This window comes from Herbaspirillum sp. ST 5-3 (genome assembly GCF_004804275.1).
GTDB lineage: Bacteria > Pseudomonadota > Gammaproteobacteria > Burkholderiales > Burkholderiaceae_D > Noviherbaspirillum.
Window position 1 is genome coordinate 176,384 of record NZ_STGI01000003.1, and the last position, 16,472, is coordinate 192,855.

14 protein-coding genes are annotated in these 16,472 nt (G+C 58.2%); all 14 read left to right on the plus strand.

Translation table 11 applies throughout. From position 1 onward, the window contains the following. Positions 1 to 7 precede the first annotated feature (7 nt). A complete protein-coding gene (locus E6W33_RS07785) occupies positions 8 to 553 on the plus strand; it encodes a chemotaxis protein (RefSeq protein WP_136416116.1) in 546 nt (181 codons plus the stop codon). A gap of 60 nt (positions 554 to 613) precedes the next feature. Next, positions 614 to 979, plus strand: coding sequence for a response regulator (locus tag E6W33_RS07790; protein WP_136416118.1), 366 nt, complete (start codon positions 614 to 616; stop codon positions 977 to 979). Between the two features lie 57 nt (positions 980 to 1,036). After that, the gene (gene cheA / locus E6W33_RS07795) at positions 1,037 to 3,241 is read left to right on the plus strand and encodes a chemotaxis protein CheA (protein WP_136416120.1); all 2,205 of its coding nucleotides are present in this window, start codon (positions 1,037 to 1,039) and stop codon (positions 3,239 to 3,241) included. A 14-nt stretch (positions 3,242 to 3,255) separates the two neighbouring features. Continuing rightward, a complete protein-coding gene (locus E6W33_RS07800) occupies positions 3,256 to 3,768 on the plus strand; it encodes a chemotaxis protein CheW (protein ID WP_136416122.1) in 513 nt (170 codons plus the stop codon). A gap of 113 nt (positions 3,769 to 3,881) precedes the next feature. After that, positions 3,882 to 5,603 (plus strand): methyl-accepting chemotaxis protein, encoded by a 1,722-nt coding sequence (locus tag E6W33_RS27805; RefSeq protein WP_136416124.1) that lies wholly within the window; start codon positions 3,882 to 3,884, stop codon positions 5,601 to 5,603. 52 nt (positions 5,604 to 5,655) lie between these two features. Next, positions 5,656 to 7,377 carry a methyl-accepting chemotaxis protein gene (locus E6W33_RS07810; RefSeq protein WP_136416126.1) on the plus strand — a complete coding sequence of 574 codons (1,722 nt, stop codon included), beginning with the start codon at positions 5,656 to 5,658 and terminating at the stop codon, positions 7,375 to 7,377. A gap of 253 nt (positions 7,378 to 7,630) precedes the next feature. After that, positions 7,631 to 9,349, plus strand: a complete 1,719-nt coding sequence (locus tag E6W33_RS07815) for a methyl-accepting chemotaxis protein (protein ID WP_136416128.1) — start codon at positions 7,631 to 7,633, stop codon at positions 9,347 to 9,349. Positions 9,350 to 9,632: 283 nt separating this feature from the next. Next, positions 9,633 to 11,273 (plus strand): methyl-accepting chemotaxis protein, encoded by a 1,641-nt coding sequence (locus E6W33_RS07820; protein ID WP_136416130.1) that lies wholly within the window; start codon positions 9,633 to 9,635, stop codon positions 11,271 to 11,273. Positions 11,274 to 11,341: 68 nt separating this feature from the next. Continuing rightward, on the plus strand, positions 11,342 to 12,229 hold the full coding sequence (locus tag E6W33_RS07825; RefSeq protein ID WP_247869568.1) for a CheR family methyltransferase: 888 nt from the start codon (positions 11,342 to 11,344) through the stop codon (positions 12,227 to 12,229). Between the two features lie 3 nt (positions 12,230 to 12,232). Then, complete coding sequence (cheD, locus tag E6W33_RS07830) at positions 12,233 to 12,844, plus strand: chemoreceptor glutamine deamidase CheD (protein ID WP_136416132.1); 612 nt, start codon at positions 12,233 to 12,235, stop codon at positions 12,842 to 12,844. Positions 12,845 to 12,908: 64 nt separating this feature from the next. Further along, a complete protein-coding gene (locus E6W33_RS07835) occupies positions 12,909 to 13,985 on the plus strand; it encodes a chemotaxis response regulator protein-glutamate methylesterase (protein WP_136416135.1) in 1,077 nt (358 codons plus the stop codon). Positions 13,986 to 14,155: 170 nt separating this feature from the next. Continuing rightward, entirely contained in the window at positions 14,156 to 14,554 is a 399-nt protein-coding gene (gene cheY, locus E6W33_RS07840; protein ID WP_136416137.1) for a chemotaxis response regulator CheY, read from the plus strand. Position 14,555: 1 nt separating this feature from the next. Next, complete coding sequence (gene cheZ / locus E6W33_RS07845) at positions 14,556 to 15,200, plus strand: protein phosphatase CheZ (RefSeq protein WP_282183686.1); 645 nt, start codon at positions 14,556 to 14,558, stop codon at positions 15,198 to 15,200. A 55-nt stretch (positions 15,201 to 15,255) separates the two neighbouring features. Next, on the plus strand, positions 15,256 to 16,470 hold the full coding sequence (locus E6W33_RS07850) for an HDOD domain-containing protein (protein ID WP_136416142.1): 1,215 nt from the start codon (positions 15,256 to 15,258) through the stop codon (positions 16,468 to 16,470). The last annotated feature ends 2 nt before the right edge of the window (positions 16,471 to 16,472 follow it).

Here is a 16,472-nt window from a genome sequence, read left to right on the forward strand (position 1 = left end):
TAATTTCATGACAAGAGAAAAATTGTTGGGCTCGCAAGTCAGGCACTTGTTATCCAACTTGTCTGATCACGGGACGCAGCATCTGACCGAGGTCGAGACAGACCTTGTGCAGACGAGTTTCCTGCTTGGCGAAGCGATCGAGAAACTCGGTGCCAGTTTCATGGCAATCCACGAGGCGATCACGGCGCAGCAGGAAGCAATCGACTTGCTGCTTTCAGGCGCAAAGCCGACTCCCGAAATCGCCGAAAAACTCAAGGCCAAGCACAAAGAGATCGGTCAGCACGTGAACGCGGCCGTCACCGGACTGCAATTCCAGGACATGACCAGTCAGCTGATAGGACGTACCGTCCGACGCGTGACCGGACTGCGCGAGGTCCTTGGCGGCATTGGATCCGGCAGTTCCGGCATCACGGAAGGCAATTCGGAAGAAATCATCGACACGCTCAACAGTATCAACAAGGTGCTTGAAGAGCAGAGCCTGAAACTTGAAAGCGCGCTGTGGAAGGCGGTCTGCCAGACCCACATGGAGAGCGGCGATATCGAGCTGTTTTAGCACGACAAAATTTAGGAAAGCGGGTGCGTCCCGCCAACGAGAATAGCAGGAGTTACAAAGATGGCAAAAACGATACTGGCGGTGGACGACTCTGGTTCACTACGACAAATGGTTGTATTCAGCTTGAGGGCGGCGGGCTACCAGGTGACTGAGGCCGTGGATGGTCAGGACGGCCTCGACAAGGCGAAGGGGCAAGTCTTCGATCTCGTGCTGACCGATCAGAACATGCCGCGCATGGATGGCCTGACCCTGATCCGGTCCTTGCGTGGTCTAGCGACCTATCAGAAGGTGCCGATCCTGATGCTGACAACGGAATCCAGCGACGAAATGAAATCCAAGGGCCGCGCGGCCGGCGCCAACGGCTGGCTGGTGAAGCCGTTTGATCCGCAACGCCTGACGGAAGTCGTGAAGAAAGTCATTGGCTGATGCATCGCCGATGCGCAACTGCAGAATCACATGAAGTGTAGATGATGGAGTCCGATAATGACCATTGACATGAGCCAGTTCTTCCAGGTGTTCTTTGATGAGACCGAAGAACTTCTCGCTGAAATGGAAAAGCTGCTCTTGGCGATCGACGTGGCATCGCCCGACGAAGAGGACTTGAACGCGATCTTTCGCGCGGCGCATTCCATCAAGGGTGGTGCCGGTACCTTCGGCCTGACGGATCTGACCGAAGTGACACACGTGCTGGAATCCTTGCTCGACAAGATTCGCAAGGGAGAAATGGCGCTCTCGGCGGAGCATGTCGATGCATTCCTCGTCGCCAAGGATGTTCTCAAGATGCAGTTGGATGGCCATCGCTTTCAGACCCCGGTGGATCAGGAAGCCGTGGGCGATGCGCGCATGATGCTGCAGGAATTGTCGCAGGGTGATGTGCCGCACGCGATGCCGGCGGCAGCGCTCGACGTCGAACCGTCCGGCGGTGAGCAGAAGTCGGCTGGCTCGCGGAACGCTGGTACCCGCCAGTTCCGAATCGAATTGCCGCAAGTACCGGACAAGGATATCGAAGCACTTGGCGCGGAGATGGGCTTGCTGGGCGAGATCAGCAGGGCGGCGGGTGACGGCGGACACACGGTCTTTACCCTTGTTACTGCGAGCAGCGTCGAGGATATCGTCGCCATCTGTTCATTCATCCTCGATCCCGACGATTTGAAGATTTCCGAAGAGGCCGCGCCGCGCGCGATGACGCCGGCGGAACTGAAGGCTGCCCAGGAGGAAGCGCAGGGATATGGCTTCTTCGAGCCTTTGGAACATCAGCCCGAGGACTCTGCGGCCGTTGCAGCTGCTGCCAAGGCGGCCCAGGAGGCGAAGCAGGGCTACGGGTTCTTTGAGCAGCCGTTCGAGACTCAGGCCATAAAAGATGCGAGAGAAGGCATCGTCAGAGTCGAGCAAACAACTGCCGCGGCCGCGCAGGCAGAGCCACGTGAGGCGGCGGCAATGCCAGCACCGGAAAAGAAGTCGGCGCCCAAGCGCGACGACAAGGGTGCGCATCATAACCAGGAGACGACTTCGATCCGGGTCGGCATCGAGAAGGTCGATCAGCTGATCAATCTGGTGGGTGAGCTTGTGATCACGCAGGCGATGATCGAGCAACGCACCGGATCGCTGGATCCGATGGTGCATGAGCGCCTGCTCAACAGCGTCAGTCAACTCACTCGCAACACACGCGATTTGCAGGAAGCGGTGATGTCGATTCGCATGATCCCGATGGATTATGTGTTCTCGCGTTTTCCGCGCATGGTGCGCGATCTCGCGACCAAGCTGGGCAAGCGCATCGAATTCGTGACCCATGGCGCGGCCACCGAACTGGACAAGGGCTTGATCGAACGCATCGTCGATCCTCTCACGCACCTGGTGCGCAACAGCATCGACCACGGCATCGAAATGCCGGACGTGCGCAAGGCCGCAGGCAAGAGCGAAGTCGGCAAGTTGTCCTTGTCGGCGGGGCATCAGGGCGGCAACATCGTGATCGAAGTGACCGATGATGGCGGCGGCCTCAACCGTGAAAAAATTCTCGCCAAGGCCAAGTCGCAAGGGATGGCGGTGTCGGACTCAATGACGGACGCCGATGTCTGGCAATTGATTTTCGCGCCGGGTTTTTCAACCGCGGAAATCGTGACCGATGTGTCGGGACGCGGCGTCGGCATGGATGTGGTCAAGCGCAATATCACGGCCATGGGCGGGATTGTCGAAATCCGCTCGGCGAAGGGTTTCGGCACGACGATCTCGATCTCGCTGCCGTTGACGCTGGCGATCCTGGACGGCATGTCGATCAAGGTTGGCGAGGAAATTTACATTCTGCCGCTCGGCTATGTGGTCGAGTCGCTGCAACCGGCACCGATCGACGTCAAGGAAATCACCGGCCAGGGACGGGTGGTGAAAGTGCGCGGAGAGTATCTGCCGCTCATTCCCTTGCATCAGATGTTCGGCATCGAACCACGCTTTACCGACCCGTCACAGGGTATCGTCGTGATCCTCGAATCGGAAGGGAAGAAGGCGGCCCTGTTTGTCGATGATCTGGTTGGACAGCAGCAGGTCGTCGTGAAGAATCTTGAATCGAATTACCGCAAGGTGGCCGGCATTTCCGGCGCAACCATTCTTGGCGACGGCGGCGTCGCCCTGATCATCGATGTGGCAGCCTTGTTGCGTTCAAGTCGACAGCTCGCCGACGAGTCCATCTTCTCCTGATAAGGAAATCAGCCATGACACAAACTGTTCAAAACAACGTTCAGGCAATCGGCGAAAAAACCGATCGTGATATCGCCGGCCGTGAATTCCTTGCCTTCACATTGGGCAAGGAGGAATACGGCATCGACATTCTGAAAGTACAGGAAATTCGCGGTTACGAAACCGTTACCCGCATTGCCAATGCACCCGACTTCATCAAAGGCGTGGTGAACCTGCGCGGCATTATCGTGCCGATCGTGGATATGCGCATCAAGTTCCATCTCGGCGAGCCGACCTACGACCAGTTCACGGTAGTAATCATCCTGAACGTCGCCGGTCGTGTGGTGGGGATGGTCGTCGACAGCGTGTCGGATGTGACCACGCTGTCGCCGGAACAGATCAAGCCCGCTCCTGAAATGGGCACGGCGCTCAATACCGACTACCTGATCGGTCTGGGCACGATTGATCAGCGCATGCTGATCCTGGTCGACATCGACAAGCTGATGTCGAGCGCGGAAATGGGATTGATTGACAAGATCGCAGCATAAGAACAAGCCGTTTCGGAAGAAGCCGCACAGAACGGCTCCGGAACATGGGAAGAGACAAATCAGGGTCATCGGCAAAGTATCGGTGAACCGATCCACAAACTGAGGGTGCGACCATGCTTAGCAACTTGACTATCAAATCACGACTGGTGTTCGTGATCAGCTTTCTTTCGTTTTTGCTGATTGGCAGCGGGATTGTCGGAATAACGAGTTTGAGCGGTGCGAACAGCTCGTTGAAGACGATGTATGAGGAACAGCTCGTTCCAACGCAACAGTTGAGTCAGGTGGCGCGAATGATCGGCGACAACCGCGTGTCGGTCGCCGAGTCAATGAACGGCGATCCTGCGGTTGTCGTCAAGCGAATGGATGCGGTCATGGCGCGGATGGACGAGGTGAACAAGCTGTGGGACGCGTACTCTTCCCGCACCTTGGATCCTGATGAGAAGAAGCTCGCGGAAAAGACTCGCGATCTTCGACAGAAATTTGTTACTGACGGATTGAAGCCCACCGTAGAGGCCTTGCGCAACGCCAATGTGCAGCAGGCGATGGAACTGGAGGCCGGCCCGATGACGCAGCAATACTCAGCGTTCCAGGAAAGCCTGGACGCGCTGATCAAGCTGCAGCGCGATCAGGCGAAAACCGCATTTGAAAAAGGGCAGAGCACTTACCTCACCGTCCGCAATATTTCCATTCTTGCGATTTTCGTCGGCGTAGGACTTGCGGCGCTCATCGGCATGTGGCTGATCAAGGCGATATCGGTGCCCTTGAATGAGGCCGTGCGGCTTGCCAAGGCGGTATCGGAAGGCGATCTGTCGCAAAAGATTGAAATCACCTCGCGGGATGAGACCGGCCAGTTACTCGCCGCGCTGAAGATCATGAACGACAGCCTGTCGCATACGGTCGGGCAGGTCCGCAGCGGCACCGAGACGATCGGTGTAGCATCGCGCGAAATCGCGTCCGGCAATGCCGACTTGTCATCGCGCACCGAGTCGCAGGCGAGCTCACTGGAGGAAACCGCTTCCTCGATCGAGGAACTGACCTCGACCGTCAAGCAGAACGCGGAGAATGCGCGCCAGGCCAACCAGTTGGTCGTGTCCGCGTCGGACGTCGCCATGCGCGGCGGCAGTGTGGTCGATCAGGTGGTCGAGACGATGGGCGCAATCAAGGACAGTTCGCGCAAGATCGTGGACATCATCGGCGTGATCGACGGCATCGCCTTCCAGACCAACATCCTGGCCTTGAACGCGGCGGTGGAAGCGGCGCGTGCGGGCGAGCAGGGGCGCGGCTTTGCGGTGGTGGCAGCGGAAGTCCGCAACCTGGCGCAACGGTCGGCCGGTGCGGCCAAGGAGATCAAGGCGCTGATCAGCGACTCGGTCGAGAAGGTGGACGCTGGCAGCAAGCTGGTGGACGAGGCGGGCAAGACGATGAACGAGATCGTGACCTCGGTCAAGCATGTGGCCGACATCATGAACGAGATCAGTGCTGCCAGCCAGGAGCAGAGCGCCGGTATCGAGCAGGTCAATCTGGCGATCAATCAGATGGATGAAATGACGCAGCAGAATGCGGCGCTGGTGGAACAAGCTGCAGCGGCCGCAGATAGCATGCAGACACAGGCGGCGACGCTGGCCCAGGCGGTCGCTGTTTTCAAACTGAACCATACAGATCAGATGGCGGCGGTGTCGACACCGCAACAACATGCGACAAGCGAATCGCGCAAGCCTCCCACAGTACGTCAGGCCACCGCTTCCAAATCTGTCGCGCTGAAACCGAGTCAGCCTCCGGGTGCAAGAACGTCTGTCGTTCCGGCGGGAACAGGTGATGAATGGGAAGAGTTTTAAGTTGCACTCCCCAATCATTTCACTTATTCATTTCCATTAGAAGGAACACATCATGTTCAAGTTCTCCGATATCAAAATTGGCACGCGCCTTGCTGTCGGGTTCGGTCTGGTGCTCTTGTGCGCCACTGCGCTGCTTGTGCTCGGATTGTGGCGAATGAGCGAATTGCATGCGAGCGCCGATGTGATCGTGAGCGAAAAAGTCGGCAGCCTGACGAGCGGAATGGAAATGCGTGAAGCGGGATTGGGCGTGGCTCTGGCGCTGCGCAAGATCGCCACGCCGACTGACGCGACGGAAGGCGAGCGCGAGATGAAACATCTGGTCGCCTTGATGGAGGGCTACGCCAAGGCTGAAGACACCTTGAAAAAATATTCGACCAGCAGTGACGCAAAAGCGGTGCTGGCGCCGGCGATTGAGCAGAAACAGGCTGTACTTCCAGTGGTGGAGAAGATCAAGGGTCTCGCGGCCGCAGGAAATTTCTTCGACGCCGCAAACATGCTCAAGAGCGATTTCCTGCCTTTGCACGACAAGTGGATCACCAGCCTGATGGCGCTGGCGGACTATCAGCAGAAGACGCTGAAGGCGACTTACGAAGAGTCGCAGCAGAATTATCAAAATACGCAAATGGGGATGCTGGCCATTGGTGTTCTCACCATTGCGCTCGGCGCGTTCATTGCACTGGTCATCACGCGCACGATCACCGCACCGCTGCACAAGGCTGCACAAATCGCGGACACCATCGCCGGCGGCGACCTGACCGCGCAGATCGATGTGACGAGCAATGACGAAGCGGGAAAGCTGGTCAATTCGCTGAAAATCATGCAAGGCAATCTGGTCAATACGGTCAACCATATCAAGCAAAGTACGGAAACCATTTCCGTCGCGTCGCGCGAGATCGCGTCCGGCAACACCGACCTGTCGTCACGTACCGAATCGCAAGCGAGTTCGCTGGAGGAAACGGCTTCGTCGATGGAGGAGCTGACCTCGACCGTCAAGCAGAACGCGGAGAATGCGCGCCAGGCCAACCAGCTCGTCGTGTCGGCCTCCGACTTTGCGGTCAAGGGCGGCAATGTGGTCGATCAGGTGGTCGATACGATGGGCGCGATCAAGGACAGTTCGCGCAAGATCGTGGACATCATCGGCGTGATCGACGGCATCGCCTTCCAGACCAACATCCTGGCCTTGAACGCGGCGGTGGAAGCGGCGCGCGCGGGCGAGCAGGGACGCGGCTTTGCGGTGGTGGCGGCGGAGGTTCGCAACCTGGCGCAACGGTCGGCCGGTGCCGCCAAGGAGATCAAGGCGCTGATCAGCGATTCGGTCGAGAAGGTGGACGCAGGCAGCAAGCTGGTGGATGAGGCGGGCAAGACGATGGACGAGATCGTGACTTCGGTGAAGCACGTGGCGGACATCATGAGCGAGATTACGGCCGCAAGCCAGGAGCAAAGCTCGGGTATCGAGGAGATCAATCGCGCGATCGCCGAAATGGATGAAATGACACAGCAGAATGCTGCGCTGGTGGAAGAGGCAGCGGCTGCTGCGGCAAGCATGGAGGATCAGTCGGTCAAGCTGGCACAAGCGGTTGCTGTGTTCAAGCTGGGAGCGGGGAGTCAGCCGGCGCTGCAGTTTGCGTCGCACGCTTCCAACGCGGCTCCTGCGACGGGGAAACGCTCCTTGCCTGGCAATCCCGCAAAATCGGCCAAACCCGCAGCCGTGGTGGCGCTCGCCAAGGGCAAGGGAAAGCCGTCAGGAAGCGATGACGATTGGGAGGAATTCTGAAGGCGCAGGATGGCTCTCGCGGCATGCTACAAACATTCGACCGTGTGACACCATCATGATCGAGATGCACGTCCATCAGTTCAAGTGCCCCAGTGTGTTTGAGCATGAGGAATTTTCAGCTTCGATGTCGAATTAGGGATGGCTCGCCGTATTTCTTGAGAGTAATATATTTGGACGATCCAGAAACTGGGTTTATTGAATTGGTTTATTCAGCACGATTCATCAATCGAAAGCTGTGAAAGTGGGGAAAAATATGAATCTGCGTAGCTTGCGAATCGGCGCTCGACTTGGGGTGAGTTTCGGTGTCGTCCTGGCCCTCCTCATTCTGGTGGTGCTCGTCGGGAATGCACTCACCAAGCAGAACAAGCAAAAACTCATTCAAGGGGTGGAACTGTCGACCAGCAAGGGACAACTCGTCACCACGATGAAGAGCGCCGTTCTCGAAGGTGGCGTCGCAATGCGCAACATTGGCTTGCAGTCCGAAGTCGCTGCGATGCAAAAGGAAGAGGCGCGCGTCAAGGTGCAGAACAAGCGCTATGCCGAAGCTCGCGACAAGCTGACGGCACTCGGGCTTACCGATTCCGAAAAGAAGATCCTTGCCGAGATTACCCGCCTGGACCAGGAGATCGCCGCACCGTTCAAGGAGGCGATTGGCCAGGCGCTGGCATTCAATAGCGAAGGCGCTGCCAAGGCCATTGCGAGCCGGATTGACCCGCTCAACCAGCAGGCCGTGGCGGAAATGGACAAGCTGATCGGATTGCAACAAGTCGCCGCAAAGGAAGTGCTCGAAGGTTCGGTTGCGGACGATAACCAGCTCGTGCTCATGTCCTTCTCGGTCCTGGCGGTGGCATTGGCCATCGGCGGCGTATTCGCATGGGTCATCACGAAAAGCATCACCGTGCCCTTGAATCAGGCAGTTGCCGTTGCCAGCCGGGTTGCCACCGGCGACCTCACTTCGCAGATCGACGAGAGGAGCAGGGACGAAATCGGCCAGCTCTTTGACGCATTGCGGCAGATGAACGGCAGTCTTGCCGAAATCGTCGGCAACGTTCGCGTCGGCACCGAGAGCATAGGGGTGGCTTCGCGGGAGATCGCCGAGGGCAATGCCGATCTGTCGTCGCGCACCGAGTCGCAGGCGAGCTCGCTGGAGGAAACCGCTTCATCGATCGAGGAACTGACCTCGACCGTCAAGCAGAACGCGGAGAATGCGCGCCAGGCCAACCAGCTGGTCGTGTCCGCGTCGGACGTCGCCATGCGCGGCGGTCGGGTGGTAGGACAGGTGGTCGATACGATGGGCGCGATCAAGGACAGTTCGCGCAAGATCGTGGACATCATCGGCGTGATCGACGGCATCGCCTTCCAGACCAACATCCTGGCCTTGAACGCGGCGGTGGAAGCGGCGCGTGCGGGCGAGCAGGGGCGCGGCTTTGCGGTGGTGGCAGCGGAAGTCCGCAACCTGGCGCAACGGTCGGCCGGTGCGGCCAAGGAGATCAAGGCGCTGATCAGCGACTCGGTCGAGAAGGTGGACGCTGGCAGCAAGCTGGTGGACGAGGCGGGCAAGACGATGAACGAGATCGTGACCTCGGTCAAGCATGTGGCCGACATCATGAACGAGATCAGTGCTGCCAGCCAGGAGCAGAGCGCCGGTATCGAGCAGGTCAATCTGGCGATCAATCAGATGGATGAAATGACGCAGCAGAATGCGGCGCTGGTGGAAGAGGCGGCTGCGACCGCCGAGAGCATGCAGCAGCAGTCCGTCACCCTCGCGCAGGCGGTGGCGGTATTCAAGTTGCAGGGCGGCGGTTTCACACTACAGCCTGCGCCTGTTGAATCAAGCGCACATGCTGCGCAGCGCGCCGTGCCGGCCAAAGCCATGCCCAGGCAACGCGCCAAACAGTTGCCGGCCGCGCCAAAGGCAATCGCAAAGGCAAAGGTGGGTGCAAGCTCGGATGGCGATTGGGAGGAGTTCTGAGCTCCGGCAAAGGGGCGATTCGTGTGCGCCGGATTTTCAGGAGAAAAGCGGAGGCGTGCTGCGGCGCGCCTTTTCTTTATGCCAATTGACGCGGTAATCATGTTCTGTTTCCCCCTTTGTTCGCGGTCGCGACTGCGCATAATCGAGGCAGCGTTTTCTTGCGATATGGGTTGTGCGGCCTTAAGTTCGGCAGGCATGGCGTCGATAACAGAAGTGGATTAGCCGAATTGCGGCCGGCGGGTCTCCGCAGCGATTGGGCGGGATCGGATTCTTGGGAGGCCGAATGAAGACAATTGATAGAAAATCACTCCGTTATGTGCTGGCGGGCCTTGTTGCGCTCGCTGCCGGCACTTTGCTTGCGGCCTTGCTCAACTGGGTTGCAGCCACAACGATCGGCCCGATTGGTCTGGCCGCCATTGCATCTGCCGTGGCAGCCGTTGTCGCATTGGCAACTTGTCCGAATAACACTCGCGGACTGGCGCAAGTGGTTGAACAGATCGGTCAGGAAGTCGACCACTTCATGATCGGCGCGGCTGAAACCTCCTACTTCGTCGACTTGATCAAGAAGCGCGTCGATACGGACTTGCAGACGACAGAAGATATCGTCGGCAAGGCAGACCAGACCGCGCAAACCACCGAACAGATCGCCGCCAACGCGCAGCGGGCATCCAAGGTGGCGGCCGATGTGCGTAACGAAAGCGTTGCCGGGCGTGCCGAGGTCGACGAAGGACTGCGGCGCATCAATCATGCCCGTCAGGACGCGCAAACTGCCTCGCAAATGATGAGCGTGTTGCAGGAGAAGGCACGTCGCATCCATGTGATAACCGAAGTGATCAACGAGATTGCTGCACGCACCAATCTGCTTGCCTTGAATGCAGCGATCGAGGCAGCGCGTGCCGGCGAGCATGGTCGCGGCTTTGCCGTCGTGGCCGGCGAAGTACGGCAACTGGCGCAACGCACCAAGTCCGCAACCGACGACATTGGCGTGATGGTGCGCGAGATCAATGAAGAGGCGGAGCGCGCCGCGGCTGGCATGACGGCCTTGACCGGCAAGGTGCTGGACGCCGCCCAGAATGTCGAGAAGGTCCACACTCTGCTCGGCAGCATCGAACGCTCGGCAGGGATGTCGGAAAACGAAGTCCTGCTGATTTCCGCCGCGTCGCGGGAACATGTGGAAACCACCCAACTGATCGCGGATGCAATCTCGCACATCCGCGACGGCATGCTGGCGACCGAGGATGAGCTGCCGCGCGCCGCGAATTCCGCAATGATGCTGTCGGAACGCGGCGAAGGACTTTTCGATGTGCTGTCGCACTCCCATGCGCGGACGGCGCATGACAACATACGGATCGCCGCGGAGCATGGCGCAAGCGAGGTCGGAAAGTTGTTTGAGGAGGCGATTGCAAGCGGCCAGATCAGCGAGATGGCGCTGTTCGATCGCACATACAGACCGATTCCGAACACCAATCCGCTCAAGCATACGACTGCGTTCGATGCGTTTACCGACCGTGTGCTGCCAGCGATCCAGGAACGCATCCTTGAAGAGATGCCGCAATTGACTTATGCCGGGGCGGTGGATGATCATGGCTACTTCCCGACGCACAACAAGCGGTTCTCCAAGCCTCTGACCGGGGATTACGAAACCGACCTAGTGAACAACCGCACCAAGCGGATCTTCAATGACCGAACCGGAGCACGATGCGGCACAAGCACCAAACCGTTCATGCTGCAGACCTACAAGCGCGATACGGGCGAGGTGATGCATGACTTGTCGGTGCCGATCTATGTGAACGGACGGCACTGGGGGGCCTTCCGTGTCGGTTATCGATCCACTGTTGCGCCGGAAACCGCGACCTTGAACAAGTTGACGAAACAGGCGCCGGCACCGAGCAGCAAGAAGCGTGATCTCGTCACACATGGATAGGTTTGATGTCGATGCGGGCCGACAGTATTTTGAAATTGGACAAGATCAATAGCGGAAAGATGCCTGGCGTGACAACTACGGTACGACCAAACAAGCCGGATACAGTCAAGGAGTTCGAGTTTACGACTCGCGACTTCAATCGGGTACGAGGCCTCATTTACAAGCGTGCCGGTATCGCGCTCGCGGACAGCAAGCACGAGATGGTGTACAGCCGCCTGGCCCGCCGCTTGCGCGCAACGGGCGTGCGCTCGTTCGAGCTCTATCTCGATACTCTGGAAAACAGGCCGGACAGCGAAGAATGGGAGGCGTTCACCAATGCGCTGACGACCAATCTGACATCGTTCTTTCGCGAAGCGCATCACTTCCCGATACTCGCCGAACACGTCCGCGCTAGGCCGCAACCTGTCACCGTGTGGTGTGCCGCAAGCTCGACCGGCGAGGAGCCGTATTCGATCGCGATGACCTTGTGCGAAGCGCTCGGTCCGGCAGCGTCGCAATCGCATGTGATCGCAACGGATATCGACACCAATGTCCTCAATACCGCTGCCAGCGGAGTTTATGCATTGGACAGGCTGGACAAGATGTCTCCGGAGCGCGCCAGGCGTTTTTTCCTGCGTGGCAAAGGGCAGCAGGACGGGCTGGTGAGAGTGCGTCCTGAACTGCGACAGATGGTGACCTTCAAGCAATTGAATCTGCTGTCCGACGACTGGCCGATCTCAGGTCCCTTCGATGCGATTTTCTGCCGGAATGTCATGATCTATTTCGACAAGCCTACGCAAGGTAAAATTCTTTCGCGGTTTGCACCTTTGATGAAGCCGGATGCATTGCTGTTTGCCGGCCATTCCGAAAATTTTCTATATGTGTCCGATGCATTCAAATTGCGAGGCAAGACGGTCTACGAGCTCGATCCGACCCACTCCGCGCATCGCATGGTCGCGCGCCGTGTCGAGAAATAATCTATGAGCTACGGTATCGAAGAGCAGTTTGCGACGAACGTCTACTATGATCGGACCTTCGATTGTGACGCCGCCAAGATTCTTCCCGGTGAGTACTACTTCACCTGCAAGGATATGATGATCGTGACGGTGCTCGGGTCCTGCGTCTCCGCCTGCATCCGGGATCGGGTGACGGGCATCGGCGGCATGAATCACTTCATGCTGCCGGATGGCGGCGGGGACATCGACAGCCCGGTGTCGGCCTCGATGCGTTACGGCACCTATGCGATGGAGGTCTTGATCAACGATGTCCTGAAGGCCGGTGCAAGACGGGAAAACCTGGAGGCGAAGGTCTTCGGTGGCGGCAATGTGCTGCGCGGCTTTGTCGCGATCAATGTCGGTGAGCGCAACGCGCAATTTGTGCGCGACTATCTGCGTGCCGAGAATATCCGCGTCGTCGCGGAAGATCTGAATGATATCTACCCGCGCAAGGTTTATTTTTTTCCGCGGACCGGTAAAGTGCTGGTCAAAAAACTCAAGCAACTGAATAACAATACGCTGGTCAACCGCGAGCAGGATTACGCAAGCCGTCTCCAGACGACGCCGGTGGTTGGCGATATCGAGCTGTTCGGTTAACTTTGCACAACGGCCGGCAAGATGCCTGCGCAAAGGGTGGCGCCCGCAATGGAAAGTATGTGTCATGAAAATTAAAGTTCTGATTGTTGATGATTCGGCGCTGATTCGCAGCGTGATGAATGAGATCATCCGGCAGCAGCCGGATATGGAGGTCGTCGGCGTGGCGCCGGACCCGATCGTCGCGCGCGAGCTGATCAAGCAGACCAATCCCGATGTGCTTACGCTCGACGTTGAAATGCCGCGCATGGACGGTCTGGACTTCCTTGAGAAATTGATGCGCTTGCGGCCGATGCCGGTGGTGATGGTGTCGTCGCTGACCGAACGCGGTTCGGAAATCACGTTGCGCGCACTGGAGTTGGGCGCGGTCGATTTCGTGACCAAGCCCAAACTGTCGATCCAGAGCGGCATGCTGGAATACGCGGAGCTGATCACCGACAAGATCCGGGCCGCTGCCAAGGCGAGAGTCAAGCCGCGCACCATCGCGCATGCCGATCCGAACCGGCCGCCGTCGGAAGGCCTGCCCTTGATCCGCAATCCGCTGACCAGTAGCGAGAAACTGATCATCATCGGCGCGTCGACCGGCGGCACCGAGGCGATCAAGGAATTTTTGGTGCAGATGCCGTCAGACTGTCCCGGTATCCTTATTACGCAGCACATGCCGGAGGGATTCACCCGCTCATTCGCGAAACGGCTGGACAGTCTGTGCAAGATCTCCGTCAAGGAAGCCGAGGGCGGCGAGCGCGTTCTCCCCGGCCATGCGTTCATCGCGCCGGGTCATTCACATCTGCTGCTGGCGCGTAGCGGCGCCAACTATGTGACGCAGCTCGATCAGGGGCCGCCGGTGAACCGGCACCGCCCCTCGGTCGACGTATTGTTCGATTCGGCTGCGCGATTCGCAGGCAAGAACGCTGTCGGTGTCATTCTGACGGGAATGGGCAAGGATGGCGCGGCAGGCATGCTGACGATGAAGAACGCGGGCGCCTATAACTTTGCGCAGGACGAAGCGAGTTGCGTTGTGTTCGGCATGCCGCGCGAGGCGATCGCGATTGGTGCGGCGCACGAAGTCGGCGCGCTGCATGCGCTGCCCGGCATGGTGCTGGGCTATCTTGCGGCGCACAGCAGTCGTGCATTGCGTGTCTGACGACGTTGCAAGAACGACCACACAAGCTTGCTGCAGCCTGTATTTGTCACGCCACTGACCGGGTTGTTTAGGTGCATAAAAAACAGTGGAAGGATTATACTTAGTACGCCGCTCGAATTCGCAGGTGAGCGGCCGGTCTATAACGTTTTATAGAATCAATGGAGCATTTCATGGCTGGTCCAAATACTAAATTCTTGGTGGTTGACGATTTTTCGACAATGCGTCGTATCGTTCGCAATCTGCTTAAAGAATTGGGCTACACAAACGTCGATGAGGCGGAAGATGGTGCCATGGCGCTTTCAAAACTCAGGAGCGAACAGTTCGATTTCGTGATCTCCGACTGGAACATGCCGGTGATGGACGGACTGACCATGCTTCAGCAGATCCGGGCCGACGCCGCCTTGTCCAAGTTGCCTGTATTGATGGTGACGGCAGAAGCAAAGAAGGAAAACATCATCGCTGCGGCGCAAGCGGGAGCGAATGGATACGTGGTGAAGCCTTTTACCGCGGCCACCCTGGACGAGAAACTTTCAAAGATTTTTGAAAAGCTCGAAAAAGTTGGGGCCTGACGTGGACAACGCGGTGACCCAGTCGGGGTCCACTGATCTTGTGCAGGAAGAGGTGCTGGCGCGCGTCGGCCAGATGACGCGCTTGTTGCATGAAAACCTGCGCGGACTGGGATTCGACAAGCTGCTTGCCAAGGCCGCACATGATATTCCCGACGCCAGGGACCGACTGGATTATGTCGCAAGAATGACCGAGCAGGCCGCGCAGCGCGTTCTGACGGCGACCGAAACGGCGAGCCCCCTGCAGGAACAAATCGTTTCCGGTTGCGACAAGCTCGAACAGGAATGGCGGACGCTGATGCAGTCGCCGTTCACCGAGCAGCAATGCCGCGAGATGGCGGAGCGCACCATTGCGTATCTTGGCGAAGCGCGAGGCAACGCCAGCGTCACCAGGCAGCAGTTGTTGGACATCATGATGGCGCAGGATTTTCAGGATCTGACCGGGCAGGTTATCAAAAAGGTAACCGAACTTGCACATGGAATCGAGCAGCAACTTGTTCAGTTGCTCATTGATTACGCGCCGCCTGAAGTGCGGCGTGAGGCAGGGCAGAGTTTGCTGAACGGTCCGCAGATCAATCCCAATGCCAGTGCCGATGTGGTTGCCAATCAAGGGCAGGTGGACGACCTGCTGGAAAGCCTGGGCTTTTGACCGCCCGCCAATATCGGCGTTGATGACGTCGATCTACATCACCAGATAAGCACAGATGCACGAAGATTACTTCATTGTCCGGGAGCCCTTGGTCAACACGCAGGAGCGCGTTATCGGCTTCGAGCTTTCCTGGCACAACACCACAGCGGGCCGCCGCAAGCCAAGCGATGCGGAAATTATTGCATTGGCACGTTTTGTCGCAGGACATCTCAACGATACCGAGTCGGGTGGTTTGCTGGGGGATCAGATACTTTTCGTGGAGGCGACGCCGGCATTGCTTGCGCATGAAGCGCTTTGCGCATTGCCGCCGAAGGGCACCGTGTTTTCCTTGCGTGGGTCGGATGTCGCCTCGCCCGAGGCAATCACGGCGATTCAAGCCGCGCGTTCATTCGGATATGGCATATCGCTGCGGGACGCTGATCTGGGCGCGATCGACAAGAGTGTGTTGCAGCACGTGTCGTATTTTGAGGCGCCGATCGGTTCGCCGGATTTTGCAGCGCAAGTGCGTCTTCATCGCTCGCTCAATCTGATGTCGCTGCGCATGGTCGCGCGGCAGGTGGACAACTGGCAAGCGTACGATACCTGCGCCCAGCTGGGTTTGTATGCGTTTGTCGGCCATTTGCATCTGACGCTGCGGCCCAACAATTATTCGCGGGATATCAATCCGGCACAGGCGATGATCCTGCAGTTGATGGACATGGTGCGGAAAAACGTCGATGTCAGACAACTTGAAAACGTGCTGAAGCGCGATCCCGCCATATCGTACAAGCTGCTGCGGTATATCAACTCGGCGGGATTCGGATTGGGGTGCGAGATTCAATCCTTGAAACATGCCGTCACCATGCTCGGCTATTCGCCGCTCTATCGCTGGCTGGCGCTGCTGCTGGCAACGGCCACGTCGACCGGTTATTCGCCTGTTTTGATGCAGACGGCCGTGGTCCGCGGACGTTTTGCGGAGCTGCTCGGCCAGACCTTCCTGCCCAAGCATGAAGCCGAAAACCTGTTTGTGGCCGGCATGTTCTCCTTGCTCGACAAATTGCTCGGTGTCCCGATGGAGGACGTGCTGGAGAAGATCCAGTTGTCCGAGTCGGTCACGCAAGCACTCCTGTCGCGCGAGGGCATTTACGGTCCCTTCCTGGCTCTGGCGGAAGCCTGTGAGCTGAACAGCCCCGAACTGGAGTCGATGGCCACGTCCTTGTGCATCGATGCCAGGCAGGTGAGCGATGCACAGATGGCTGCGCTTGCCTGGGCGCAGAGCCTCAAACTGTAGCT

What these genes read in the sequence shown, in the direction of transcription:
- E6W33_RS07785 (WP_136416116.1), top strand. Translation starts at nt 8, where the DNA reads ATGACAAGAGAAAAATTGTTGGGCTCGCAAGTCAGGCACTTGTTATCC.
- E6W33_RS07790 (WP_136416118.1), top strand. Translation starts at nt 614, where the DNA reads ATGGCAAAAACGATACTGGCGGTGGACGACTCTGGTTCACTACGACAA.
- cheA (WP_136416120.1), top strand. Translation starts at nt 1,037, where the DNA reads ATGACCATTGACATGAGCCAGTTCTTCCAGGTGTTCTTTGATGAGACC.
- E6W33_RS07800 (WP_136416122.1), top strand. Translation starts at nt 3,256, where the DNA reads ATGACACAAACTGTTCAAAACAACGTTCAGGCAATCGGCGAAAAAACC.
- E6W33_RS27805 (WP_136416124.1), top strand. Translation starts at nt 3,882, where the DNA reads ATGCTTAGCAACTTGACTATCAAATCACGACTGGTGTTCGTGATCAGC.
- E6W33_RS07810 (WP_136416126.1), top strand. Translation starts at nt 5,656, where the DNA reads ATGTTCAAGTTCTCCGATATCAAAATTGGCACGCGCCTTGCTGTCGGG.
- E6W33_RS07815 (WP_136416128.1), top strand. Translation starts at nt 7,631, where the DNA reads ATGAATCTGCGTAGCTTGCGAATCGGCGCTCGACTTGGGGTGAGTTTC.
- E6W33_RS07820 (WP_136416130.1), top strand. Translation starts at nt 9,633, where the DNA reads ATGAAGACAATTGATAGAAAATCACTCCGTTATGTGCTGGCGGGCCTT.
- cheD (WP_136416132.1), top strand. Translation starts at nt 12,233, where the DNA reads ATGAGCTACGGTATCGAAGAGCAGTTTGCGACGAACGTCTACTATGAT.
- E6W33_RS07835 (WP_136416135.1), top strand. Translation starts at nt 12,909, where the DNA reads ATGAAAATTAAAGTTCTGATTGTTGATGATTCGGCGCTGATTCGCAGC.
- cheY (WP_136416137.1), top strand. Translation starts at nt 14,156, where the DNA reads ATGGCTGGTCCAAATACTAAATTCTTGGTGGTTGACGATTTTTCGACA.
- E6W33_RS07850 (WP_136416142.1), top strand. Translation starts at nt 15,256, where the DNA reads ATGCACGAAGATTACTTCATTGTCCGGGAGCCCTTGGTCAACACGCAG.